The organism is Halocola ammonii (assembly GCF_049334165.1).
GTDB lineage: Bacteria > Bacteroidota > Bacteroidia > Flavobacteriales_D > Sanyastnellaceae > JBEGHD01.
Genome location: NZ_JBEGHD010000001.1, coordinates 211,156 through 232,919 on the forward strand (window position 1 = coordinate 211,156; position 21,764 = coordinate 232,919).

At 44.4% G+C, this 21,764-nt stretch carries 26 protein-coding genes; 17 read left to right on the plus strand and 9 right to left on the minus strand.

What is annotated here, in order from left to right:
* The first annotated feature begins 40 nt into the window (after positions 1 to 40).
* Both ABHV44_RS00850 and ABHV44_RS00855 read left to right on the plus strand, forming a co-directional pair.
* Complete coding sequence (locus ABHV44_RS00850; protein ID WP_459072739.1) at positions 41 to 316, plus strand: hypothetical protein; 276 nt, start codon at positions 41 to 43, stop codon at positions 314 to 316.
* Positions 317 to 491: 175 nt separating this feature from the next.
* On the plus strand, positions 492 to 2,036 hold the full coding sequence (locus ABHV44_RS00855) for a hypothetical protein (RefSeq protein ID WP_459072740.1): 1,545 nt from the start codon (positions 492 to 494) through the stop codon (positions 2,034 to 2,036).
* On the opposite strand, the gene thiL is transcribed toward ABHV44_RS00855, so the two are convergent.
* Positions 2,037 to 3,086: a thiamine-phosphate kinase gene (gene thiL, locus ABHV44_RS00860; RefSeq protein WP_459072741.1), complete on the minus strand. Its 1,050-nt coding sequence runs from the start codon at positions 3,084 to 3,086 to the stop codon at positions 2,037 to 2,039.
* A 228-nt stretch (positions 3,087 to 3,314) separates the two neighbouring features.
* Here thiL and ABHV44_RS00865 point away from each other — a divergent pair, with 228 nt between their 5' ends.
* The 12 genes from ABHV44_RS00865 to ABHV44_RS00920 all read left to right on the plus strand — a co-directional run bounded on the left by ABHV44_RS00865 (position 3,315) and on the right by ABHV44_RS00920 (position 13,668).
* Entirely contained in the window at positions 3,315 to 3,641 is a 327-nt protein-coding gene (locus ABHV44_RS00865) for a HesB/IscA family protein (protein WP_459072742.1), read from the plus strand.
* 50 nt (positions 3,642 to 3,691) lie between these two features.
* Positions 3,692 to 5,140 carry a Fe-S cluster assembly protein SufB gene (gene sufB / locus ABHV44_RS00870; protein WP_459072743.1) on the plus strand — a complete coding sequence of 483 codons (1,449 nt, stop codon included), beginning with the start codon at positions 3,692 to 3,694 and terminating at the stop codon, positions 5,138 to 5,140.
* Positions 5,141 to 5,177: 37 nt separating this feature from the next.
* Positions 5,178 to 5,930 carry a Fe-S cluster assembly ATPase SufC gene (gene sufC / locus ABHV44_RS00875; protein ID WP_459072744.1) on the plus strand — a complete coding sequence of 251 codons (753 nt, stop codon included), beginning with the start codon at positions 5,178 to 5,180 and terminating at the stop codon, positions 5,928 to 5,930.
* 24 nt (positions 5,931 to 5,954) lie between these two features.
* Positions 5,955 to 7,241, plus strand: a complete 1,287-nt coding sequence (sufD, locus tag ABHV44_RS00880) for a Fe-S cluster assembly protein SufD (protein ID WP_459072745.1) — start codon at positions 5,955 to 5,957, stop codon at positions 7,239 to 7,241.
* 15 nt (positions 7,242 to 7,256) lie between these two features.
* Positions 7,257 to 7,991, plus strand: a complete 735-nt coding sequence (locus tag ABHV44_RS00885) for a TlyA family RNA methyltransferase (RefSeq protein ID WP_459072746.1) — start codon at positions 7,257 to 7,259, stop codon at positions 7,989 to 7,991.
* Between the two features lie 150 nt (positions 7,992 to 8,141).
* Positions 8,142 to 8,822, plus strand: a complete 681-nt coding sequence (locus ABHV44_RS00890; RefSeq protein ID WP_459072747.1) for a hypothetical protein — start codon at positions 8,142 to 8,144, stop codon at positions 8,820 to 8,822.
* Between the two features lie 18 nt (positions 8,823 to 8,840).
* The gene (locus ABHV44_RS00895) at positions 8,841 to 9,731 is read left to right on the plus strand and encodes a hypothetical protein (protein WP_459072748.1); all 891 of its coding nucleotides are present in this window, start codon (positions 8,841 to 8,843) and stop codon (positions 9,729 to 9,731) included.
* 162 nt (positions 9,732 to 9,893) lie between these two features.
* A complete protein-coding gene (locus tag ABHV44_RS00900) occupies positions 9,894 to 11,129 on the plus strand; it encodes an aminotransferase class V-fold PLP-dependent enzyme (RefSeq protein WP_459072749.1) in 1,236 nt (411 codons plus the stop codon).
* Positions 11,130 to 11,179: 50 nt separating this feature from the next.
* Positions 11,180 to 11,605 carry a SufE family protein gene (locus tag ABHV44_RS00905; protein WP_459072750.1) on the plus strand — a complete coding sequence of 142 codons (426 nt, stop codon included), beginning with the start codon at positions 11,180 to 11,182 and terminating at the stop codon, positions 11,603 to 11,605.
* 11 nt (positions 11,606 to 11,616) lie between these two features.
* Complete coding sequence (locus ABHV44_RS00910) at positions 11,617 to 11,928, plus strand: SUF system Fe-S cluster assembly protein (protein ID WP_459072751.1); 312 nt, start codon at positions 11,617 to 11,619, stop codon at positions 11,926 to 11,928.
* Positions 11,929 to 11,949: 21 nt separating this feature from the next.
* Positions 11,950 to 13,128, plus strand: a complete 1,179-nt coding sequence (locus tag ABHV44_RS00915; protein WP_459072752.1) for a 1-deoxy-D-xylulose-5-phosphate reductoisomerase — start codon at positions 11,950 to 11,952, stop codon at positions 13,126 to 13,128.
* A gap of 51 nt (positions 13,129 to 13,179) precedes the next feature.
* On the plus strand, positions 13,180 to 13,668 hold the full coding sequence (locus tag ABHV44_RS00920; RefSeq protein ID WP_459072753.1) for a hypothetical protein: 489 nt from the start codon (positions 13,180 to 13,182) through the stop codon (positions 13,666 to 13,668).
* Positions 13,669 to 13,738: 70 nt separating this feature from the next.
* Here ABHV44_RS00920 and frr read toward each other — a convergent pair whose 3' ends face one another.
* The 7 genes from frr to ABHV44_RS00955 all read right to left on the minus strand — a co-directional run bounded on the left by frr (position 13,739) and on the right by ABHV44_RS00955 (position 19,074).
* Positions 13,739 to 14,302, minus strand: coding sequence for a ribosome recycling factor (gene frr, locus ABHV44_RS00925; protein WP_459072754.1), 564 nt, complete (start codon positions 14,300 to 14,302; stop codon positions 13,739 to 13,741).
* A gap of 36 nt (positions 14,303 to 14,338) precedes the next feature.
* Positions 14,339 to 15,046, minus strand: coding sequence for a UMP kinase (gene pyrH / locus ABHV44_RS00930; protein ID WP_459072755.1), 708 nt, complete (start codon positions 15,044 to 15,046; stop codon positions 14,339 to 14,341).
* A gap of 206 nt (positions 15,047 to 15,252) precedes the next feature.
* Positions 15,253 to 16,080: a translation elongation factor Ts gene (tsf, locus tag ABHV44_RS00935; RefSeq protein WP_459072756.1), complete on the minus strand. Its 828-nt coding sequence runs from the start codon at positions 16,078 to 16,080 to the stop codon at positions 15,253 to 15,255.
* A gap of 8 nt (positions 16,081 to 16,088) precedes the next feature.
* On the minus strand, positions 16,089 to 16,916 hold the full coding sequence (gene rpsB / locus ABHV44_RS00940; RefSeq protein ID WP_459072757.1) for a 30S ribosomal protein S2: 828 nt from the start codon (positions 16,914 to 16,916) through the stop codon (positions 16,089 to 16,091).
* Positions 16,917 to 17,018: 102 nt separating this feature from the next.
* Complete coding sequence (gene rpsI, locus ABHV44_RS00945) at positions 17,019 to 17,405, minus strand: 30S ribosomal protein S9 (RefSeq protein WP_459072758.1); 387 nt, start codon at positions 17,403 to 17,405, stop codon at positions 17,019 to 17,021.
* Between the two features lie 15 nt (positions 17,406 to 17,420).
* Positions 17,421 to 17,870 (minus strand): 50S ribosomal protein L13, encoded by a 450-nt coding sequence (gene rplM, locus ABHV44_RS00950; protein WP_459072759.1) that lies wholly within the window; start codon positions 17,868 to 17,870, stop codon positions 17,421 to 17,423.
* A gap of 589 nt (positions 17,871 to 18,459) precedes the next feature.
* The gene (locus ABHV44_RS00955) at positions 18,460 to 19,074 is read right to left on the minus strand and encodes a polysaccharide deacetylase family protein (protein ID WP_459072760.1); all 615 of its coding nucleotides are present in this window, start codon (positions 19,072 to 19,074) and stop codon (positions 18,460 to 18,462) included.
* Between the two features lie 93 nt (positions 19,075 to 19,167).
* On the opposite strand from ABHV44_RS00955, the gene ABHV44_RS00960 reads away from it, so the two are divergent.
* The 3 genes from ABHV44_RS00960 to ABHV44_RS00970 all read left to right on the plus strand — a co-directional run bounded on the left by ABHV44_RS00960 (position 19,168) and on the right by ABHV44_RS00970 (position 21,235).
* Entirely contained in the window at positions 19,168 to 20,190 is a 1,023-nt protein-coding gene (locus tag ABHV44_RS00960; RefSeq protein WP_459072761.1) for a zinc-binding dehydrogenase, read from the plus strand.
* An 80-nt stretch (positions 20,191 to 20,270) separates the two neighbouring features.
* Positions 20,271 to 20,777: a type II RES/Xre toxin-antitoxin system antitoxin gene (gene parS, locus ABHV44_RS00965; protein ID WP_459072762.1), complete on the plus strand. Its 507-nt coding sequence runs from the start codon at positions 20,271 to 20,273 to the stop codon at positions 20,775 to 20,777.
* Positions 20,777 to 21,235 carry an RES family NAD+ phosphorylase gene (locus ABHV44_RS00970; protein WP_459072763.1) on the plus strand — a complete coding sequence of 153 codons (459 nt, stop codon included), beginning with the start codon at positions 20,777 to 20,779 and terminating at the stop codon, positions 21,233 to 21,235. Before parS ends, ABHV44_RS00970 begins: the two co-directional genes overlap by 1 nt.
* A gap of 3 nt (positions 21,236 to 21,238) precedes the next feature.
* Here ABHV44_RS00970 and ABHV44_RS00975 read toward each other — a convergent pair whose 3' ends face one another.
* The gene (locus ABHV44_RS00975) at positions 21,239 to 21,733 is read right to left on the minus strand and encodes a DUF6495 family protein (RefSeq protein WP_459072764.1); all 495 of its coding nucleotides are present in this window, start codon (positions 21,731 to 21,733) and stop codon (positions 21,239 to 21,241) included.
* Positions 21,734 to 21,764: the final 31 nt, after the last annotated feature.

The following is a 21,764-nucleotide window of genomic DNA, read 5'->3' on the forward strand; positions in this document are numbered from 1 at the left end:
TCCTTATATTTGTTAGCAATCGGTTAGAAATAACAAGGTTATGAAAAAATATATTTACATACTTTCTTTGCTATTCGCGGTTCTCGTGATGTCCAGCTGTCAGAAAACTGAATTGGATGACTTGGAGCCGCTGAAAGTAAATTCAGAGGAGAGAGTAGATAGCGAAAGTTACACTCCTCCCGGCAAAGGTGGTCCGGATGATGGCGATGTTGACGATTCAGACAACGGAGGAGAGCCGGAAGACGGAATAACCGATGATGATGATGAAGATGATGACGATGAACTAGAAGGTCGCGAAACTGAAGAGGCCGAGTAATTCATACAAACCAACAATATTTCAAAAGCCTGTTGCGAAAGTGACAGGCTTTTTTTTGTTCTGTTAAACCTCTAGACATGTAGATTTTTTCACAATTCTTTTACGACTTAGAGATCCAGTTGCTGTTATTTTTATCTACATTTCTAACGTAGCATTCTAAACCACTAAAAATATCATGTCTAACAAAGCCTCTGACAATCTCCATCGTCTCATAAAAGCAATGAGCAAGACTGAAAAGAGATACTTCAAAGTGTTCTCTTCGCGTCACATTATTGGTGAGCAAAATAACTATGAAAGGCTCTTTGATGCCATTGACAGTCAGGACGAGTACAACGAAGATAAAGTGCTCAAAAAATTTAAAGGCGAGGATTTCACAAAACGATTTTCCATTGCAAAAAGTCGTCTCTACCAGTCTGTTTTACAAAGTCTCGATGCTTTTCACGCCAACAGCTCTATCGATGCCCAACTCAAAAGACAAATCCACTGGGCGGAAATTCTTTATAAGAAATCGCTCTACGATCAGAGTTTGAAACTGTTGAAGAGCGCAAGGAAAGTTGCTGAGAAGAATGAGAGAATGACTTCACTCATAGAAATCAGAAACTGGGAAAAGCGCATCATTGAAAAGGATAACTACGAGGGCATTTCTAAAAAAGACCTGAGCAAAATTCTTGAAAAAGATGAAGAGATCGTAAACCGGCTCACTATCTTCAATAATCTCTGGAATATCAAAAGCCGAATTTTTCAGGCACTTTACCAACGCGGGAAAGCGAGATCTGAAAAAGAGTTGAAGCAATTCAAAAAGATCATTGACCACGTTGTGCTCGAAAACTCCGAGAAAAATATGATCGGTGAAAATGCCTACCTGCACAATCACCTCTACAGTGCCTACTACTACGGCATTGGTGACTACAGCAAAAGCTACGACTACCTGGTGGCGAATCTTCAGCTCATTGAAGAAAAACCACACATTTTTAAGGAGGAGCCTAACATTTACATGAGTGTGCTTACCAATGCGATTTATTTAGGTACAAACCTCAAAAAATATGATGACGCTGCTGGCTATCTGAAGCAACTGAACGAACTCCCAGAGAAACTCAAGATCAACAAAAACGAAGATCTCGAACTGAGAATTTTCGCTATTTCCAAAACAGCTGAGTTGGCGCTCTACTCACAGAAAAGAGAGTTTAAAAAAGGTATTGACCTCATCCCGGAGATTGAAGAAACAATGCTCCGCTACGAGGAGAAAATGAGCTCTGTTAGAAAAGCTTCGATCTACTTTAACATTGCAGTTTTGTACTTCTGGGAAAGCCATTACAATGAAGCACTTAAATGGACCAACCAACTTCTCAACAACATCGAAATTGACAAAACTCTCGACATCCACTGCTTCGGTCAACTACTCAATCTCGTGATCCATTTAGAGCTGGAAAACAAAAGCCTCATTCCGTACACGCTTCGTTCTACCAAGCGGTATCTCGACACGAGAAATAGAACCTATACGTTTGAGACAATCTTCCTAGAGTTCATCAACGAACTGCTCAAAAAACGTCAGGAGAAGAGCGAGAAAGAACTGTACGAGAATCTCGCGAATCAGCTAAAAGAACTTGAAAAAGATCCCTTTGAACGACACGTGTTCGAGTATTTCGACTTCACCCGGTGGGCACAATTGAAAGCCAAGGAGGCAAGTTCAGCACCTAAGAAAGAAACTGAAGAGTACTGATTAATCCTCTTCTTTTTTGAGAAGCGGATCCCAGCCCTGAGCGGTTAGCGGGTGAGCCTGTTCGCGTTTGTCGATCAAGTGATTCCCGGAGGCCTTGTCGACCATATAACCGATCACGGTCATATTCGGATTTCCCTTGATCTTTTCGTAATCATCCTGACTGATGGTGAACAGAAGTTCGTAGTCTTCTCCGCCACTCAAGGCACAAACGGTAGGGTCCAGGTGAAACTCTCTCGCACGGTCGAAGGTCGTAGGGTCAATAGGGATTTTGTCTTCATAGACCACACTTCCAAGATCCGACTGATCGCTGAGGTGTAGCACTTCAGAAGCCAGCCCATCGGAAATATCAATCATGCTGCTGGGCTTCACGCCAAGCTGCTCGAGCATTTCGATGATGTCCTTTCGAGCCTCTGGTTTCAATTGGCGCTCGAGGATATAATCATTGCCTTCCAGTTTTGGCTGAACTCCGGAAGTCTCTTTGAAAACTTTCTTTTCTCTCTCCAAAACCTGAAGCCCCATGTAAGCTCCTCCAAGGTCTCCAGAAACAACCAGAAGGTCTTTTTCCTGAGCCGTTTTACGATAAACTATGTCTTCCTTTTCTGCTTCGCCCACCGCAGTGACAGAAATTGCAAGCCCAGAAAGTGAGGACGTTGTGTCTCCTCCTACCAAGTCAACTCCATAAATTGTGCAGGCCTTGTAAATTCCACGGTAAAGCTCCTCCACAGCTTCCAGGGAAAAACGATTGGACAGAGCAATTGAAACAGTGATCTGCTTCGGAGTGGCATTCATCGCGTAGATGTCAGAGAGGTTTACCACAACAGCCTTGTAGCCCAGGTGAATGAGTGGAGAATACATCAGGTCAAAATGTATGCCTTCCATCAGCATATCAGTTGTGACAACTTTCACTTTTCCCTCCCCGGCATCAATCACTGCAGCATCGTCACCAACAGCGTAAAGTGTTGATGGATTTACTGATTTGTTGTTTTCAGTTAATCGCTTGATTAATCCAAATTCACCGAGTTCTTCCAGTTCTGTTCTTTCGTTGCTCATGGCCACAAAATTAAGTCTTTCTAAGAAACTCACAGCCCCAAACTACCGCAGTGTCATACGAATTAGTTGGGTTTGTTTCCATCGCTTATATATGGTATTTTTGCACTCAATTTAGATTTCGTCTAAATAAAAGAAATAACTTTGCAACAAAGTCGAAACTCAGCTGTTGGAAAATTGATTCGAATGTGCTGAGATCAAAGACTTAACAAGGTTTGAGAAAGGAGAAAAATGATAAAAGTAGATAATACAGCAAGAGAGCAGGTACAAAAGCTCATGGAGTCTGAAAACCACCCGCAAAACAGCTTTATCAGAGTTGGAGTTGAGGGAGGTGGCTGCTCGGGATTAATGTACCAACTGAAGTTCGACACCGAAATGGGTGAAGGAGATCAGGCTTTTGAAGACAACGGTGTAAAAATCGTAGTCGATAAAAAGAGTTTTCTCTACCTCGTGGGCACCGAACTTGAGTATTCCGGTGGCCTCAATGGAAAAGGATTTGTATTCAAAAACCCCAACGCCAACCGCACTTGCGGATGTGGCGAAAGCTTTTCCATCTAATCAATCCACCCAACTTTTTCAAAAGAATTCAAAAAATTTAGAATAGCGATATGGCCTACGAAGGAGATGAAGTACTAGAAGAAGTAACTAAGAAGGAGTACGAATTTGGCTTTACGACTAACATTGAGTCGGACAAAGCTCCGAAGGGACTGAACGAGGAGATCATTCGTATGATTTCGGCCAAGAAAAATGAGCCGGAATGGATGCTTGAATGGCGACTCGATGCTTACAAAATTTGGACAGAAATGACTGAGCCAAACTGGGCTCACGTGAAATATCCAAAACCGGATTTTCAAAACATTCACTACTACGCTGCTCCTAAAAGCAAAAAGAAATATGAAAGTCTTGACGATGTCGATCCAGAAATGCGAGAGACGATGGACAAGCTCGGAATTTCGCTCGAAGAGCAAAAGAGATTGACCGGAGTGGCGGTGGATTTTGTGATGGACAGTGTTTCCGTAGGAACTTCTTTCAAGAAAAAATTGGCCGAGCTCGGAATCATTTTCTGTTCGTTCAGCGAAGCCGTTCAGGAACACCCTGAACTTGTGAGAAAATACCTCGGAACAGTAGTTCCAAAAGGAGACAATTTCTATGCCGCCCTGAACTCGGCAGTTTTCACTGATGGTTCTTTCTGCTACATTCCCAAGGGAGTGAAATGCCCGATGGAGCTTTCAACGTATTTCAGAATCAACGAAGCCAATACCGGTCAGTTTGAGAGAACGCTCGTTGTGGCTGACGAAAGCAGCTATTGCAGTTATCTAGAGGGGTGCACCGCTCCTATGCGCGATGAAAACCAACTTCACGCAGCAGTTGTAGAGCTCGTAGCCCTCGACAATGCAGAGATCAAATACTCTACGGTTCAAAATTGGTATCCCGGTGACAAAAATGGAAAAGGTGGAGTGTACAACTTCGTTACCAAGCGCGGACTTTGCGATGGTGTAAATTCCAAAATCTCATGGACACAGGTTGAAACCGGATCGGCAGTTACCTGGAAATACCCATCGTGCATTTTAAAAGGCGACAACTCAATTGGGGAATTCTATTCGGTTGCTGTGACCAACAACTTTCAGCAAGCCGACACTGGTACCAAGATGTTGCACATTGGGAAAAACACCCGAAGCACCATTATCTCAAAAGGAATTTCTGCAGGTCAGAGTCAAAACTCTTACCGTGGATTAGTGCAGGTCAATAAAGGAGCTGAAAACGCGAGAAATTTTTCTCAATGCGATTCACTGCTGATGACCGATCGCTGCGGAGCGCACACATTCCCCTACATCGACATCAAAAATAAATCGGCAAAAGTGGAGCACGAGGCTACTACTAGCAAGATCGGTGAGGATCAAATCTTCTACTGCCTGCAGCGAGGACTCGATGAAGAAAAAGCCATCAGCCTTATTGTAAACGGCTACGCCAAAGAAGTACTCAACAAGCTCCCGATGGAGTTTGCCGTGGAGGCGCAAAAACTATTGGCACTCTCGCTAGAAGGAAGTGTCGGATAAACAAGAATCGAATAGTCAAGAAAATATCATTTACAGCATGTTATCAATAAAAAATTTACACGCAGAAATTGACGGTAAAGAAATCTTAAAAGGTGTTTCACTGGACATCCAGCCTGGAGAAGTTCACGCGATCATGGGACCCAATGGATCGGGGAAAAGTACGCTTGCTTCTGTGTTAGCAGGAAACGAAGATTACGAAGTAACCGAGGGTGAAGTGATTTTTATGGGTAAAAACCTCCTGGACATGGACCCTGAAGAAAGAGCCAGACTCGGTGTTTTTCTCGCATTTCAATACCCTGTTGAAATTCCCGGTGTGAGCAACATCAACTTTTTGAAAGCTGCTCTCAATGAGATTCGGGATTACAGAGGTCTTGAGCCGCTTACTGCGAAAGAATTTTTGCAGCGTGTAAAAGAAAAGTCTAAGCTCGTCCAGCTCGATGGCCAACTGACCAACAGAGCTGTGAACGAAGGTTTTTCCGGAGGCGAGAAAAAGAGAAATGAAATTTTTCAGATGGCCATGCTAGAGCCAACTCTGGGAATTCTTGACGAAACTGACTCTGGCCTCGACATCGATGCGCTGAAAGTTGTTTCCGATGGCGTGAATGCCATGCGCGACAAGGAGCGTAGCTTTTTAGTCATCACTCACTACCAGCGATTGCTCGACTACATCGTGCCCGACAAAGTTCACGTGCTTGCTCAAGGTAAAATCGTGAAAACCGGAGACAAAGATTTGGCGCTCGAGCTTGAGAAGAAAGGTTACGACTGGCTGAAAGAAGAAGCCACAGTCTAAGAATCGCAAAAAAGAAATTAGCAAATGCAAACCCTCGAGAAGGAATTGACTAAGAAAGATAAATTTTTGCAGCCTCTGAGCGAATCGCTCGAAGGTGTTTCAGCGCACGTGCCTGAAAAAATCAAGAAAGAAGCGAAAGCAGCACTTGAAGAGCTTCATCTTCCAACGAGAAAAACTGAGGCCTACAAGTACACTCGCGTTAACAAGATTGTAAATGGCGAGTGGAAAACTGGTGACGGATCTGTCGAGGTAAACTTGCTCGACAAAAACATCCCCTCAATTGATGCCTGGAAAGCGGTTTTCGTAAACGGAATATACAGAGCTGATCTTTCTGATTTGGACACGCTTCAAAATGGGATTTCGTGCCACGCCATCAGTGACCTGGATTCTTCGGACCTTGAAGGAATCTACGGAGCTCAATCGGATCACTCAACTGAAATTTTTTCTGCGCTAAACACAGCCTACAGCACTGGCGGCTTGTTTATCAAAGCTGAAAAAGGTATTGTGAGTGAAAAGCCGATTCACATCGTCCACATCACCACCGAGAAAAACGCGATTGCTCAGCCTCATCATATTTTGAAGGCGGAAACCAACAGCAAGCTCGAGGTAGTTCAATCATTTGTTTCTCAAGGGGAATCGGAGTGTTTCACAAATTCACTGACAGAGGTTCTTGTCGAAAAAAATGCGGAGTTAAAACTGGATAAAATCCAGTCGATCGGTTCTGAAGACCATCACCTTTCCACAGAATGCGTGAAGCAGGAAAAAGACAGCAGGTTCTCCATCAACTCCATGCAAATTCGCGGAGGATGGATTCGTAACAACCTCAACATTTCTTCGGGAGAACACTGTAGCTCCAATCTCTTTGGGGCTTACATGCCCGATGGACAAGAACACGTTGATAACCACACAAGAGTTGACCACACCCTGCCTCACAGCGAATCGAACGAACTTTACAAGGGAATTGCCAAAGACAAAGGAACTGGCGTTTTCAACGGAAAGGTGCACGTTCACCCACATGCTCAGCTTACCAACGCTTTCCAGAGCAACGGTAACATCTTGATGACTGATGATGCTACTATCCACTCGAAGCCTGAGCTCGAAATTTACGCGGATGACGTTCAGTGCAGCCATGGTTCTACCACTGGTCAGTTCGATGAGGAAGCCGTTTACTACCTGCGTGCTCGGGGACTGAGCGAAGAAAGCGCCAGAAAAATGCTCACCAGTGCGTTTTTGAGTGAAGCATTTGAAAATATCTCGAACGATGCTTTAAGAGTTTTTGTAGAAGGAGCTTTTGAAGAGAAAAACTCTTAACAGAAAATCTCAGACATGTCTGCAGAAGAAGTAAGGCTGGATAAATTGCTTATGCAACGCGGCTTTGCTTCTTCCCGGCAACGGGCCGTTGAACTCATTAAGGATGGCTCTGTGCTCGTCAATTCAAAGTCGATCACCAAACCCGGCCAGAAATTTCCAAAAGAAATCTCAATAGATCTCACTGCGAGCGAAATACCCTGGGTTTCGAGAGGTGCTCTAAAGCTGGAGGCCGCCCTCGATCACTGGCAAATCGATCCTTTTGGCCTCACCTGCCTTGATGTTGGCGCATCTACCGGTGGATTCACCGAGCTGCTGCTTGATCGAGGAGCTAAAAAAGTTTATGCTGTGGATACCGGCAGTGAACAATTAGCCCCGGAACTACGAAATGACCCACGTGTAGCAAGTTTTGAAAACACCGACATTCGAAATTTGAGTCATGAAGATTTCACGAGTATAGATCTCATTGTAATCGATGTTTCCTTCATCTCATTGGAGCTAATTTTCCCAGCGCTTGTTTCGTTCTGCAACAATCATCCGAAAATCATTGCACTAATTAAACCGCAATTTGAGGTAGGTCGAGAAAATGTAGGAAAGCGCGGAGTAGTGAGAGACGAGGGACTTCGCCATCTTGCAGTTGAAAAAGTCAAGAAAATGGCTGAAGGGCACGGCTGGCAGTGGGTCGACTCTATCAAATCGCCCATAACAGGTGGCGAAGGAAACGTAGAGTTCCTGGGATCAATTCGGACTTAGGTTTTGAAACTATTCCCACAGACTCGCGTATAGAACAGATTCTCAATTTTTTATCGGTCAACGATAGCTTGTTGATAAGTAACAACTCAACACTGTTAGATTTCTCTCAAGGTTCGACAATTTCGTATAAATCAAAAAACTTATTCAATCATGAAAAATCTATTTCTAACGGCAGTTTTGGCCATTGCAGTCGCTTTTAGTGCACAAGCTCAGGATGGCGGCATTATGAAACAGCAAGGAGGTGAAAATAATATTGAGCTTCAACTTGCACCTCTAGGTGGTTCTCCAATATCTATTGGTGGCATCAGATATCGTAAATTCACCACAGCTACAACAGCCATTCGCGCTGATGTTTTTGTTGGTTTTAGCAACAACTCGACAATCACTCAACAGGAAGATAGTGACAATGACCTGGAAGAGCTTAGAGACGTTGATACTGAAGTATCAATTAGCATTAGTCCAGGTATTGAAATGCACCTTGAAGGAACCAACAGACTTTCTCCTTACTACGGAGGTGTTCTCAACATTGGGTATGCGCGCATGTCTACAAAGAGCGAAGTTCAGGTAGGTGACGATGTAGAGTCTTCAACTACAACTGACGGAACGCTCACTTTAGGACTAAATGGAGTGTTCGGTTTTGACTACTACTTCGCCAAAAATATTTATATTGGTGCTGAACTTGGTTTCGGTCTGGCATTCGAGTCTGAACTTGACACAAAAACAACATATTCAGATGATTCATTGGGTGACGACACCGAGACCGCGAACGGTTCAAGTTTTAATCTCGGTCCAAACGTAGTAGGTCAGATTAGAACTGGTATTTTGTTCTAAAACTGAAAATTTAAATTTATGCTACATTCAACTAAATCGCTTTTTGCAAAAGTCAGCTGGATAGCACCTTTAGTAGCTGTTATGCTCTTGGCTGGTTGCCAAAAAGACGGTGATTTCAAAAAAGGAGAAGCTCCTGAAAAATCTCAAACTGTGAATGATCCACAGGTGAAGGAGAACTTCGTTGAAATGGCAAAGCAAATTCCTTCATTGGCTATCTACAACAGAGCCATGGATAAGGTCATTGTGATCGACATGAAGGAAAATGGAGAAAGAGATTTTTCTTTCTCATCGCCAAACAACGGATGGAACTTCAGTAACAGTACTGGTGTCGAATATGTAGAAGGACCCCAGGGTGGTGGAATTCTTTTCGTAGGCCCTGGTGCGCTCGGTAGCAATACCGGTGGTACTGTCGTTGCCGGAGACGCTTCTCTGGATATTACTTACACCTTCTGCTTCTCTGCCTCCGATGAAGCTCTTGGACTTGACTTTGGCTTCACGCCAGGTTGGGATGGAGTTTCTTACGTAATGGGAATTGCCGGAGATTTTGAGGCCCTTCAAAACGAAGAACTGGAAAATGACGAGTTTTACGATTACTTTCAGGGCTTTGCTGTTTACATTGTTTATGACAATGAGGCCAACGGCTCTTACGACATCCTTAACTGGTTTGAGGATCTCGAAGAACCAGCTGACGAACTCGAAGGTGACGGATTCACTTACGTACTAGACTTCCAAAATCTTGGAATCTATTTCTCAAGTGAGGGAAATCTCAACGTTAGTGGTGGATCCATGACATTTAATGGAGAGTACTTCGCTTTTACTGATCTCTTTGAAGATCTGTTTAACGGAAATGAACCAGAAGACCTCAACCTCTATCAGGTAGAAGGTTTTGGAACTATGGGCTGCAACTAATTTGCAGTTCCCCAAAAAACATCAGGCTCTCTCGAAAATTCGGGAGAGCTTTTTTGTTTTTAGCCCCTGTCAATCCAGTAAAATCAAGACCTTTGCAGCGAGACTGAACAGCATTGAAAACCGTTTGTTTTCAACTCACACTCGCACAGAGAAATTTATTTTATGACAGTGGCTACATCAACCTTCGATATTCAAAAAGTCAGAAGTGACTTTCCCATCCTTGCAAAAGAAATTTTTGGCAAACCTCTCGTCTACCTCGACAATGCCGCTACGGCCCAAAAGCCAAAGCCCGTAATCGAAGCGATAGAAAAATATTACGCTCTCGAGAATGCCAACATTCATCGCGGTGTGCACCATCTTTCGCAAGAAGCCACAACCGCGTTTGAAGAGTCACGCCAAAAAATTCAAAAGCACCTTGGTGCAGCCAACGATCGCGAAATTATTTTTACTTCGGGGACAACGGACGCCATCAACCTCGTGGCTTCTACCTGGGGACGAGTGAATGTGAAAAAGGGAGATGAAATCATCCTTTCGGAAATGGAGCACCACTCCAACATCGTCCCCTGGCAAATGCTGGCGGAAGAGCAAGGAGCGACAATAAAAGTAATCCCCGTTAGTGACTCTGGAGAGCTGAACATGAGCGCATTTAAAGAACTCCTGTCTTCCAAAACCAGAATGGTAGCGGTCAATCATATTTCTAATGCTCTCGGCACTATTAATCCAATCGAAGAGATTATTGAAAAAGCCCACGCTGCCGGAGCAAAAGTGCTCATTGACGGAGCGCAGTCTGTGCCTCACGCCAGCGTAGACGTGAAAAAGCTCGACTGCGATTTTTACACTTTCTCAGGGCACAAGGTATTCGGCCCCACTGGCATTGGAATTCTCTATGGAAAAGAAGAAATTCTTGAAGAGATGCCACCGTACCGAGGCGGTGGAGAGATGATTAAAACTGTCTCTTTCGAAGGAACAACTTACAACGAACTTCCTCACAAGTTTGAAGCCGGTACGCCACACATTGCCGGTGGAATTGCCCTCGGGACGGCCATCGACTACATCAACGAAATCGGTCTTGAAAACATTCAGGAATACGAGCACAGTCTGCTTGAGTACGCTACGAAGAAGCTCCTGGAAATTGAGGGTTTGAAAATTTACGGCACAGCCGAAAACAAAACCAGCGTCATTTCCTTTCTCATTGACGGAACGCACCCCTATGATGTGGGAGCGATTATCGACAAGCTTGGTATTGCCGTCCGAACAGGCCACCACTGCTGTCAGCCATTGATGGACAGGTTTGAAATTCCAGGAACGCTCAGAGCTTCTTTTGCCTTTTACAACACAAAGGAAGAAGTCGATTTGCTGGTGGCTGCTCTTGAAAGAGCTGTTAAAATGCTCCGCTAGAGCCAGTCCGATTGCCCTCAGGCGCGAATAATCAGTAACTTTGCATGTGTATGAGTATAGAAGAAAAACAACAGGAAATCATCGAGGAGTTTAGCCTTTTCGATGACTGGATGGATAAGTACGAGCACATCATCGAGACTGGAAAAGATCTTCCCGAAATTGATGAGGAGCACAAGGTGGATGAAAACCTGATCAAAGGTTGTCAGAGCCGTGTGTGGCTTCATGCAGAAATGGATGACGAAGGTAAGGTGCTGTTCACTGCCGATAGCGATGCCATCATCACAAAAGGATTGGTGGCTTTGATGGTGCGCGTTTTGAGCGGACAGGAGCCGAAAGAAATTGCAGAATCTGACCTGCACTTTGTGAACGACATCGGACTGCACGAACACCTGTCTCCTACACGCAGCAACGGATTGGTGTCGATGATCAAGCAGATGAAAATGTACGGTTTGGCATTTCAAGCCAAAACGCACTAAAAGAAAAACTTATGTCGAAAAAAGAACTCGAAAATAAAATCATTGAAGCTCTGAAGTCGGTGTACGACCCGGAAATCCCGGTAGACATCTACGAACTGGGCTTGATTTACGATGTGAAGATCAGTGACGAAAACAACGTTTTTATCACCATGACCTTGACAACGCCAAACTGTCCGGTTGCCGAGTCTCTGCCGCAAGAAGTAGAAGACACAGTGATGACCGTGGATGGCGTGAAATCCTCCAAGGTGGAAATCGTTTTTGACCCACCGTGGGACAAAGACATGATGAGCGAGGAAGCTCAGCTCGAGCTCGGCTTTTTGTAAACCACTATCTTTCCGGTGCAGATGAACGAAGAAGAAATTCCAAAAAAGCGCGTAGCCATTCTCGGGTCAACAGGATCCATTGGCACGCAGGCTCTCGAAGTGATGAGCGCCCACCCCGACTACTTTCAGGTTGAAGTGCTCACGGCAGGTTCCAATACAAAGCTTCTCATTGAGCAGGCAAAAAAGTATTCGCCCAATACCGTGGTGATTGGCGATGAAGACAAGTTCAAGGAAGTTCAGGACGAGCTCTTTCCGCTCGACATCAAGGCATACGCTGGCAAAGAAGCCCTGGAACAGGTGGTTGAAATGGACACTATCGACATTGTTCTCACTGCACTTGTGGGCTATGCCGGGCTTATGCCAACCCTTAAAGCCATCGAAGCCGGAAAACACATTGCACTGGCCAACAAGGAAACGCTGGTAGTTGCCGGAGACCTCGTAACTCAGCTCGCCCGTCAAAAAGGAGTGAACATCTATCCAGTCGATTCGGAGCACTCAGCGATCTTTCAGTGTCTTTTGGGAGAATTCCACAACCCGATAGAGAAGATCTACCTTACGGCCTCCGGAGGGCCTTTCCGGGGAAGAGATGCGGAGTTTCTAAAGACGGTAAAAAAAGAGCAGGCACTCAAACACCCCAACTGGGACATGGGCGCTAAGATCACGATCGACTCAGCTTCGTTGATGAACAAAGGCCTGGAAGTGATTGAAGCCAAATGGCTTTTTGGGTTGAAGCCCGATCAGATTGATGTGATCGTTCATCCGCAAAGTATTATCCACAGCATCGTACAGTTTGAAGACGGCTCGATGAAAGCGCAAATGGGACTGCCAGACATGAAGCTCCCGATTCAGTTTGCACTCAGCTATCCGGAAAGAAAAACCTCGAACTTCGATCGTTTTAACTTCCTTGACTACCCCGAGCTGACTTTTGAGCAACCGGACCGAAAAACGTTCAGAAACCTCAATCTCGCTTTTGAAGCGCTGGAAAAAGGAGGAAACACAGCCTGCGCTCTCAATGCAGCGAACGAGGTTGCAGTAGACCTATTCTTAAAAGACCGCATTGGCTTTTTGGAAATGAGCGACCTGATCGAGAAGTCCATCGAAAAAACAACCTTCATCAAAAAGCCTACTGTAGACGACTACATCGCCACAGACAAAGAAGCTAGGGCAATGGCTGAGGAGTTTGGGAAGAGTTTGGTTTAGGGTGATAGTGGAAATCTTGCGGATCACATAAATTATTGTTAAAGTCCTCACATGAAGTTACCTCATCTTTCAATTGGTCTTGTTGTTATTACACTTGTTGGCTGCATATATCATGCTGGTAATATTGGCTCAATTCTCACATTTAGCTCTAATATCAAGTCAGAAGTCTCACATGCAGTTTCGGATTCTTTACGTTCCAACGGAAATTTTTCACTGCCACAAGATTTCAGCATGGAAAGTTTCACCGATCATGACCATTTAGACCTAGAGCATTACTATTTTAGAGAAACTCCGAAAGAAGTGTATTTAGTTACTTACGAAGGTTCTGCCTCTATTAGGTACCTCTATTCATTTGAAAAAGATATGTGGTACAATAATGCAAGCGAAATTCCCGAAGAAGAGCTCATTCGAATCAAAAAAAGATTTTTAACACAAGTACTAGAAGAGATCAGAGACGAAGCTATCAATCTAGGGCTTAATGATAAAGAAATTTATGTTGATATAGATCGCTGTGGAAACGATGTAATCTGCCATTATTGAATGATCATTTTTCTCTGAGAAAGCTGCCAAGAGGCTGGCTGCTTTTCAAATATCTATTTCCAACTGCTGATTAGACAGTCATGATGTCTTTCTCTTTCGCTTCGTAAATCTCGTCCACCATGTTGGTGTACTTGTCTGTGATCTTTTGAACTTCTTCTTCAGCGCGTTTTGCTTCGTCTTCGCTGAGGCCTTCTTTTTCGGCCTTTTTAATTTCATCGTTGGCTTCCTTTCGGGCATTTCTGATGCTCACTTTGCCGTGCTCAGCTTCAGCCTTGGCGCGCTTGGTGAGGTCTCTTCTTCGCTCTTCGGTGAGTGCCGGGATGTTGATCATGATTACATCACCGTTGTTCTGGGGGTTGAGCCCGAGATTTGAGTTGATGATAGCCGTAGTGATTGGATCGAGCATAGACTTTTCCCAGGGCTGAATGGAAAGTGTTTTGGCATCTGGGGTGTTGACATTGGCCACTTGCTGCAGCGGAGTCATGGTTCCGTAGTAGTCCACCTGCACGCTGCTTAGCATGTTTGGATTGGCCTTACCGGCACGGATTTTCTGAAGTTCAGTCTCGAGGTGATTGATGGCTTTTTTCATCAAGTCCTTCGCCTCTTCTATTGCCAATTGTACGTCTTCATTCATGATGTCGAAAATTTTTATCAGCCAAAAATAGCATTTTTAGAATTCAACCAGTGTCCCTACGGACTCACCCAGAACTACCCTTTTAAGGTTTCCGGGGGTATTCATATCAAAAACGATTATTGGCAACTTGTTTTCGTTGCAAAGGGTGAAAGCCGTCATGTCCATAACGTTGAGACCCTTTTCGTAAACCTCGCTAAAAGAGATTCGCTCGTAGCGCGAGGCGTTTGGGTCTTTCTCAGGGTCGGCTGAATAAATGCCGTCCACTCGAGTTCCTTTCAAAATCACATCGGCCTCGATTTCCACAGCTCTTAGAGATGCGGCTGTGTCGGTAGTAAAAAATGGATTTCCGGTTCCGGCTCCGAAAATCACAACGCGGCCCTTTTCGAGGTGGCGCACTGCTCTTCTTCTAATGAAAGGCTCGGCAATTTGTTTCATCTCGATGGCCGACTGCAGTCGTGTGTCGACACCGGCTTTTTCGAGAGAAGCCTGCAGCGCCATGCTGTTGATGACCGTGGCGAGCATTCCCATGTAGTCGCCCTGAGTTCTTTCCATTCCTCCTTCTTCGGCCTGAATACCTCTAAAGATATTTCCACCTCCGATTACAATTGCCACCTGCACTCCTGCATCAACTATTTCGCTGATTTGCTCTGAGTAGCTGGTAATTCGCTTGTTGTCAATTCCGAACTGCTTGTCGCCCATCAGCGCCTCGCCACTCAGTTTCAACAAGATCCTTTTGTATTTCATGCCCGATTTTCCCTTTGAGTTGCCATGGAGTTTAAGATTGCTAATATCAAAAAAAATGGCGTGGAATCCATTCGTTTTTTGCAAACGCTGGAAATTGGTGATTGGTATCGGTTATTAAGGAAACAGATGGGCACAAAAAAGCCGGCTAGATACTGAATCGAGTTCAGCATGACAGCCGGCTTTAAAAATATCTAATCTAAATTCTCTTATCCGAGTGCTTCGCGGACAAACTTGGTAACAGTTACACCGTCACCTGCTTCTTTGAGCACCTGAGAAATTGATTTCTTGTTGTCTTTAATGAAAGCCTGGTTGAGCAAAGTGCTTTCCTTGAAGAATTTCTTCAAACGTCCCTGAGCAATTTTCTCAGCGAGGTCTTCTGGTTTTCCTTCTTCGATAGCCTGGTCTTTACCTACCTGGAGCTCACGATCGATAACGTCTTGTGGCACGCTGTCTTCAGTGATTGAAACTGGGGCCATTGCCGCAACTTGCATCGCGATGTCGCGAGCTGTGTCGTCATCGATATCTTTACTGAAACCTACCATCGAACCGAGGCTGTTACCAGGGTGGTTGTAGGCTACAACTTTTTCTGCTTCAATCTTTCCGTAGTGTGAAAGGTCGATTTTCTCACCAATCTTTCCGATCTCTTCAGTGATCTTTTCGCTGATGGTAAAATCTCCACCATCATACTTAAGAGCTTTCAAAGATTCGAGATCTGAAGGCGACTCGTTGAGTGCAGTGTTCAGGATAGAGCGAGCTACTTTACCGAATTCTTCGTTTTTGGCAACGAAGTCAGTTTCGCAGTTAAGCACGATAAGAGCACCTTTTTTGTTGTCAGATGTCACATCGGCCAAAACCAATCCTTCAGCAGCATCGCGGTCTTCGCGCTTGGCTGCTACTTTCTGACCTTTTTTACGGAGAATGTCAACAGCGGCATCAAAATCGCCATTTGCTTCCTGGAGTGCTTTTTTGCAATCCATCATTCCCGCACCGGTCTGTTGTCTAAGCTTATTTACTTCTGAAGCTGTAATCTTCATTTTTCGTCTTATTTATCAGTTTTGCTCTTTTCTTCTTCAACCTCTACTTTCTTGGCTGACTCTTTTTTGGCTTCTTTAGCCTCTTCCTTCTTAGCAGCGTCTTTTTCTTTCTTCTTCTTAGCTTCAGCTTGCTGCTTATCTTTTTCGTTCTTTCTTTCCGAAAGTCCTTCTTTCACTGCATCGGCAATGACGCTCATCACTTTGTTGATCGACTTAGACGCATCATCATTCGATGGAATAGGGAAATCGATTCTGCGTGGATCCGAGTTAGTGTCGACCATTGCAAAAACAGGAATACCGAGCTTTTGTGCTTCGGCAACCGCAATGTGTTCTTTCATTACGTCAACCACAAACATAGCCGCTGGGAGGCGAGTCATGTCGGCAATAGAACCGAACGTTCTCTCCATTTTTTGACGCTGACGAGAGATGTGGAGACGCTCTCTTTTCGAAAGGTTTTCGAAAGTTCCGTCTGCTTCCATCTTGTCGATTTGCGACATTTTGCGCACTGTCTTACGAATAGTGGCAAAGTTGGTGAGCATACCACCTGACCAACGCTCGGTAATGAATGGCATTTCGGTCGGCTCGATGAGCTCTGCTACGATGTCTTTTGCTTGTTTCTTTGTGGCTACAAAAAGAATCTTTTTACCAGACTTGGCGATTTGGCTAAGTGCGTTAGCCGCTTCATCCAATTTTACAACGGTCTTGTTGAGATCGATGATGTGGATTCCTTTTTTCTCTCCGAAGATGTACGGAGCCATGTTTGGGTTCCACTTTCTTTTGAGGTGTCCAAAGTGAACTCCTGATTCGAGGAGTTCATCAAAATTTGTTCTTGGCATTGTTTGTTTATTTACTTGTTCACTTTCACTAATAGCAACCTGTGGGTAGCCTGCTGAAGCAGAGTCCCACACGTTTGGATGCTAAACAAGCACAGCAGCGAATTAACGCTTGCTGAACTGGAATTTCTTTCTTGCTTTTTTCTGACCTGGCTTCTTACGCTCAACCATACGAGGGTCACGAGTTGTAAGACCTTCTTCTTTGAGGGATGGCTTCCAATCCGCATTGATCTCGATGAGAGCTTTACTGATAGCAAGACGAATAGCCTCTGCCTGTCCAGATACTCCACCGCCTTTAACGTTCACCTTCACATCGTACTTACCAGTTGTTTCTGTAAGTCCGAAAGGTTGGTTGAGTTTGTACTGGAGAACTGTGGTTGGGAAATAATCGTTTGCTGCTTTGTTGTTCACAGTGATGTTACCTTTTCCTTCTGAAAGGTAGATGCGAGCAATCGAATTTTTTCTTCTTCCTGATGTGTTAATTACTTCCATCGCGGATTGTACTTATTAACTGTTGATTTTAAATTCTTTTGGTTTTTGAGCTTGCTTGTCGTGCTCACCTCCCACATATACATACATGTGACGGAAGCATTCGCGCCCGAGGCTATTTTTTGGAAGCATACCTCTCACAGCTTTTTCTACCATAGCTGTAGGCTTTTTCTCCATCATATCTCTGGCTGAGCGCGTGCGCTGACCACCTGGATATCCAGTGTAGTGCATGTATTCTTTGTCACGCCACTTGTTACCAGTTAGGTTAACTTTTTCAGCGTTGATTACTACCACGTAGTCACCCATGTCGGCATGTGGTGTAAAATTTGGCTTGTGTTTTCCTCTCAAAAGGCTTGCAACACGACTCGCGAGGCGCCCGAGAGATTGACCTTCAGCGTCAACCAACAACCACTCTTTGTTGGCGTTTTCTTTGTTGGCCGAAGCTGTTTTGTAACTCAGTGTATCCACTTCTATCTTTTTTATATCTGTGTGACGTACAAATTTATTTCTCAGGGCATAAAAGGGTTCACCCCCTGAAAATGGGCTGCGAATTTAAAACTAAATTTCAGATTAGACAAATTATTAACAGCTGCCGATTGACAGCTGCCTAAAAAATGTAGAAGAATGCTCAAAAATAAGGCTTTATAGGTAAAGTCAGACTGTGGAAAAGTGATCTCATTTCCGGGCATGTCGGTGTGTTAACAGGTGTTAAACCGCTTATTGGGATAAAACGCCCGTTGACCGCCCCGCATTCCCCTTTGGTTGTTTTTGTAATGTTTAACGCTCTCTTAACGCGTAATTTAGAAGTGAGCATTTCGGAAAACCCGAAAGCTTCAATTCGAATCAAAACCTTAAAGTCATGAAACGTTCTTACAATATCGCATCAATCGCTAACGAAGTAACTCCTCAACTTATCTGGATCTTCAACGACAAATAATAAAGCATTCAAAAATCCATCTTTCCTAAGCTTTTTCCCAAGCTTACTTTTCTTGGTTTTCCAATCCTGACGCTTACACCTGATAACCTTGTGTGAGTTGTCGGGATTTTTTATGCCTTGTTACATTTCGAGTGCGTGGCTCTGCCAGCCATTTGATTCCATGAGAGCAAGAGTTTTTGGCAACACACTCAATACGCTCTCTTTTGCTTTCTCACTGTCGTGGAAAACGACAATGGAGCCAGGCTTTAAATGTTTTTCTACAATTGAATAGCACTTTTGTGGGCTGACGGACGAATGGTAATCTCCAGTAATAATGCTCCACATGATGATGTTAAATTTTTCTACAAGCTCTTTTACCTGTCGCCTTTTTATTCTGCCGTAAGGCGGACGAAAAAGGCAGGTTCCAGTCAAGGCCTGACATTCATCCACTTCCTTAAAATATTCCCGATTGTTTGTTTTCCAGCCATTCACATGATTCATGGTGTGATTACCAACTGAATGGCCTTCATCCAAAATACGCTGGAAGAGCTCTGGGTGCTTCTTTACATTTTTGCCAATGCAGAAAAATGTAGCTTTGGCTTCGGCCTCATTAAGAATATCGAGAATGTGATCAGTGACACCGGGGAGCGGACCGTCATCAAACGTCAGGAAGACTTTCCCATCCTCGTTTGGAATATCCCAAACTAGATCTTTTGATAATGGCTTTAAGATTGCCGGTGGTTTTGATATCAACATACAACGGCAATTTCTCAAAAAATGGCAGACCTTGACGAACAATAAGGCTCATTTTTTATTCCCAGGAGGTACCACTTTATTAATATCGCATTTATGAAAGCAGCATTTCTAGTTAAAAACGGCAAAGCTTCCACTGCTCTCGAAGTGAGAGAAACCAATGATCCGCAGATTGAAGCTCATCAACTCCTGATCAGAGTTGAGGCTTTCGGATTGAACTTCGCGGATGTTATGGCGCGGCTCGGACTTTATCCAGACGCTCCTGAAATGCCGTGCGTGCTCGGTTATGAAGTGGTGGGAAAAGTCGAAGAAGTCGGGAAAGATGTAGACAATTCACTTATTGGAAAACGGGTGGTTGCCATGACCAGATTTGGAGGTTACGCGGAATTGGCCGTTGCAGACCACCGCGCTCTGGCTGTAGTTGATGAGGAGCTGGAAGCAGCAAAAGCTGTGGCTCTCGCTACTCAGTACATCACTGCCTGGTACGCTGGATGCGAGATGATGAATCTCCGAAAAGGCCAAAGAGTTTTGATTCACGCTGCAGCTGGCGGAGTTGGTACTGCTCTCACACAAATTGCGAAGTGGCGCGGTTGTGAAGTTTTCGGAAATGCCGGCAGCGAAGAAAAAATCGAATACCTGAAAAAGCAGGGAGTCGACCATCCAATAAACTATAGAAAGCTCGATTATGAGAACGTAGTACGGGAAAGGCTGGGATCTGATAAAAGATTGGACGCCACTTTTAACCCCATTGCCGGGAGCACCTTTAAAAAAGATATGCGACTGCTAGGTCATGGTGGCAGACTGGCTCTTTATGGAGCTTCAGACCGAGTTGGCGGAAGCAAGTTTTGGAAAACTCTGAAAATGGTTTACCAGATGGGATTGATCATGCCAATTTCACTGGTAGGTTCTTCTAAATCTGTGATCGGAATAAACATGCTGCGAATTGCAGACACCGATCCGGAGATGATCGGCCATTGCCTGGGTCAGGTTGTGAGGCTCCAAAAAGAAGGCATTCTCGACCCAACTGTCGGAGGTGAATATGAAATAGATGACCTCGCTAAGGCTCATGAACTACTCGAAAACAGAGAAACAATTGGGAAAGTTGCCGTAAAGTGGTAACCACTGGAAATGTTAAAGTTGGACAAATAGCTTTTAAACCGAGACAAATGTCGTAACTTGTGGTGTAAAAGTCTGACTTGATGAAAGGTGATGATAATAACAATCGTGAGCTGCTATCTGAAATTACGCAAGATCTGCTCAATCTGGCGGCTCCAAAAGCTAAAGGCACAAAAGTAGAAGAGCCTGGAGTTGGCTACATTTCTTTCTTTGCCAACAAGATGGCGATCATTCAAGTGATTCAAAGCGGTCTGCCCTTCTCTCTCTTCGAAAAAATCAGAAGCGTTTCTCCCTTTACCGAGTCAGAGTGGGCAGAGTTTCTGGGCGTTTCTTCAAAAACCCTACAGCGCCAAAAGAAAGAATCCAACTTTAAGTTTAAACCCATCCAAAGCGAGAAAATTCTGGAATTGGCAGAGGTAGTCAACCTTGGTCTAAGTGTGTTCGACACGAGCAATCAGTTTTATGGATGGTTAAAAGAGCCAAGTTTTGCTTTGGGCAAGATGAAGCCCATCGATCTGATTCGAGATTCCTACGGAAAAGAGCTAGTCATGGATGAGCTCAATAGAATAGAATTCGGAGTTTTTGCCTGATGCGGGGTTTCAGGCTTTCAAGAAAAAAATACGCACGAAAACTTGACGGGCAGGATGCAGCTCGCTCCAACAACCGCTGGAACAGCAAAGGAACGGCTGTTGTCTACACAGCTGAAAGCCGGGCATTGGCAATGGCTGAGGTGCTCTTTCACTTATCGCTCAATCACCTTTCAAGCACGTTCCAAATGGTAGAGATAGAAATCCCCGACTCTGTTTCGGTTAGAGAAATTTCGTTAAAGGACCCTGGTCGTGATTGGTCCGAAAATCCACCGATGCCTTCTTCTCAAAAAATTGGCGATGACTTCATTCAGTGCGGAGATACTTGTGTATTGAGAGTTCCTTCGGCTGTTGTTCCCGGAGATTTCAATCTGCTGATTAATCCGAACCATCCAGAGATGAAAAAAATCAAGGTGGTTGAAATAAGTGATTCCCCCTTCGACAGCCGACTTTTGGGCTAACGTCTACTTGCTTTCAATCATATTTTCGAGAGCATAGTAAAGCGCCTCAGGGCAAGGTGTGCAGCCCTGCTCCATCATTTCAAAAATTTCCTGTTTGCGATCCTTTTTCAAGTCTCTCTTGCCGGTGTAAAGCTCCGGATCGAAGTCCGCAAGGCTGGCCTCTCCATTAGTCACCTTTTTCAGGTCTTCCTGATTCACGAGACTAAAGTCTTTGTCCTTCCCAATTTTCAGGTGAATCATCTCCATGCTTTCCTCATCGGGAAAACTGAAAACTTTCATGTCTTTCTCCGTCCTGGCTTCGAGGCATTTTATCTTTTCGAGAGCTTTGTCCCACACGATGTCACTGAAGATTTCGATCAATCCTTCCGCTTTTTTGGGATCTTCTTTTTTGATCTTATCCCAATCGTCCGCTGCTACTGTGTTCGCTGAAAGGAACTTTACGAAGTCTTCTTCAAGCGGCTCGAGTTCTTCTTGTGTGAGTGATCTATATTTCGCCATTTCCAGAAAAATTTTCGGCAAAGGTAGAAAG

What these genes read in the sequence shown, in the direction of transcription:
- pyrH (WP_459072755.1), bottom strand. Translation starts at nt 15,046, where the DNA reads ATGAAATACAAAAGGATCTTGTTGAAACTGAGTGGCGAGGCGCTGATG.
- ABHV44_RS00855 (WP_459072740.1), top strand. Translation starts at nt 492, where the DNA reads ATGTCTAACAAAGCCTCTGACAATCTCCATCGTCTCATAAAAGCAATG.
- ABHV44_RS00970 (WP_459072763.1), top strand. Translation starts at nt 20,777, where the DNA reads ATGCGGGGTTTCAGGCTTTCAAGAAAAAAATACGCACGAAAACTTGAC.
- rpsB (WP_459072757.1), bottom strand. Translation starts at nt 16,916, where the DNA reads ATGCCAAGAACAAATTTTGATGAACTCCTCGAATCAGGAGTTCACTTT.
- sufC (WP_459072744.1), top strand. Translation starts at nt 5,178, where the DNA reads ATGTTATCAATAAAAAATTTACACGCAGAAATTGACGGTAAAGAAATC.
- ABHV44_RS00900 (WP_459072749.1), top strand. Translation starts at nt 9,894, where the DNA reads ATGACAGTGGCTACATCAACCTTCGATATTCAAAAAGTCAGAAGTGAC.
- sufD (WP_459072745.1), top strand. Translation starts at nt 5,955, where the DNA reads ATGCAAACCCTCGAGAAGGAATTGACTAAGAAAGATAAATTTTTGCAG.
- frr (WP_459072754.1), bottom strand. Translation starts at nt 14,302, where the DNA reads ATGAATGAAGACGTACAATTGGCAATAGAAGAGGCGAAGGACTTGATG.
- rpsI (WP_459072758.1), bottom strand. Translation starts at nt 17,405, where the DNA reads ATGGAAGTAATTAACACATCAGGAAGAAGAAAAAATTCGATTGCTCGC.
- ABHV44_RS00885 (WP_459072746.1), top strand. Translation starts at nt 7,257, where the DNA reads ATGTCTGCAGAAGAAGTAAGGCTGGATAAATTGCTTATGCAACGCGGC.
- ABHV44_RS00915 (WP_459072752.1), top strand. Translation starts at nt 11,950, where the DNA reads ATGAACGAAGAAGAAATTCCAAAAAAGCGCGTAGCCATTCTCGGGTCA.
- sufB (WP_459072743.1), top strand. Translation starts at nt 3,692, where the DNA reads ATGGCCTACGAAGGAGATGAAGTACTAGAAGAAGTAACTAAGAAGGAG.
- ABHV44_RS00960 (WP_459072761.1), top strand. Translation starts at nt 19,168, where the DNA reads ATGAAAGCAGCATTTCTAGTTAAAAACGGCAAAGCTTCCACTGCTCTC.
- ABHV44_RS00895 (WP_459072748.1), top strand. Translation starts at nt 8,841, where the DNA reads ATGCTACATTCAACTAAATCGCTTTTTGCAAAAGTCAGCTGGATAGCA.
- parS (WP_459072762.1), top strand. Translation starts at nt 20,271, where the DNA reads ATGAAAGGTGATGATAATAACAATCGTGAGCTGCTATCTGAAATTACG.
- ABHV44_RS00905 (WP_459072750.1), top strand. Translation starts at nt 11,180, where the DNA reads ATGAGTATAGAAGAAAAACAACAGGAAATCATCGAGGAGTTTAGCCTT.
- tsf (WP_459072756.1), bottom strand. Translation starts at nt 16,080, where the DNA reads ATGAAGATTACAGCTTCAGAAGTAAATAAGCTTAGACAACAGACCGGT.
- ABHV44_RS00865 (WP_459072742.1), top strand. Translation starts at nt 3,315, where the DNA reads ATGATAAAAGTAGATAATACAGCAAGAGAGCAGGTACAAAAGCTCATG.
- thiL (WP_459072741.1), bottom strand. Translation starts at nt 3,086, where the DNA reads ATGAGCAACGAAAGAACAGAACTGGAAGAACTCGGTGAATTTGGATTA.
- ABHV44_RS00890 (WP_459072747.1), top strand. Translation starts at nt 8,142, where the DNA reads ATGAAAAATCTATTTCTAACGGCAGTTTTGGCCATTGCAGTCGCTTTT.
- ABHV44_RS00955 (WP_459072760.1), bottom strand. Translation starts at nt 19,074, where the DNA reads ATGTTGATATCAAAACCACCGGCAATCTTAAAGCCATTATCAAAAGAT.
- ABHV44_RS00920 (WP_459072753.1), top strand. Translation starts at nt 13,180, where the DNA reads ATGAAGTTACCTCATCTTTCAATTGGTCTTGTTGTTATTACACTTGTT.
- ABHV44_RS00850 (WP_459072739.1), top strand. Translation starts at nt 41, where the DNA reads ATGAAAAAATATATTTACATACTTTCTTTGCTATTCGCGGTTCTCGTG.
- ABHV44_RS00975 (WP_459072764.1), bottom strand. Translation starts at nt 21,733, where the DNA reads ATGGCGAAATATAGATCACTCACACAAGAAGAACTCGAGCCGCTTGAA.
- ABHV44_RS00910 (WP_459072751.1), top strand. Translation starts at nt 11,617, where the DNA reads ATGTCGAAAAAAGAACTCGAAAATAAAATCATTGAAGCTCTGAAGTCG.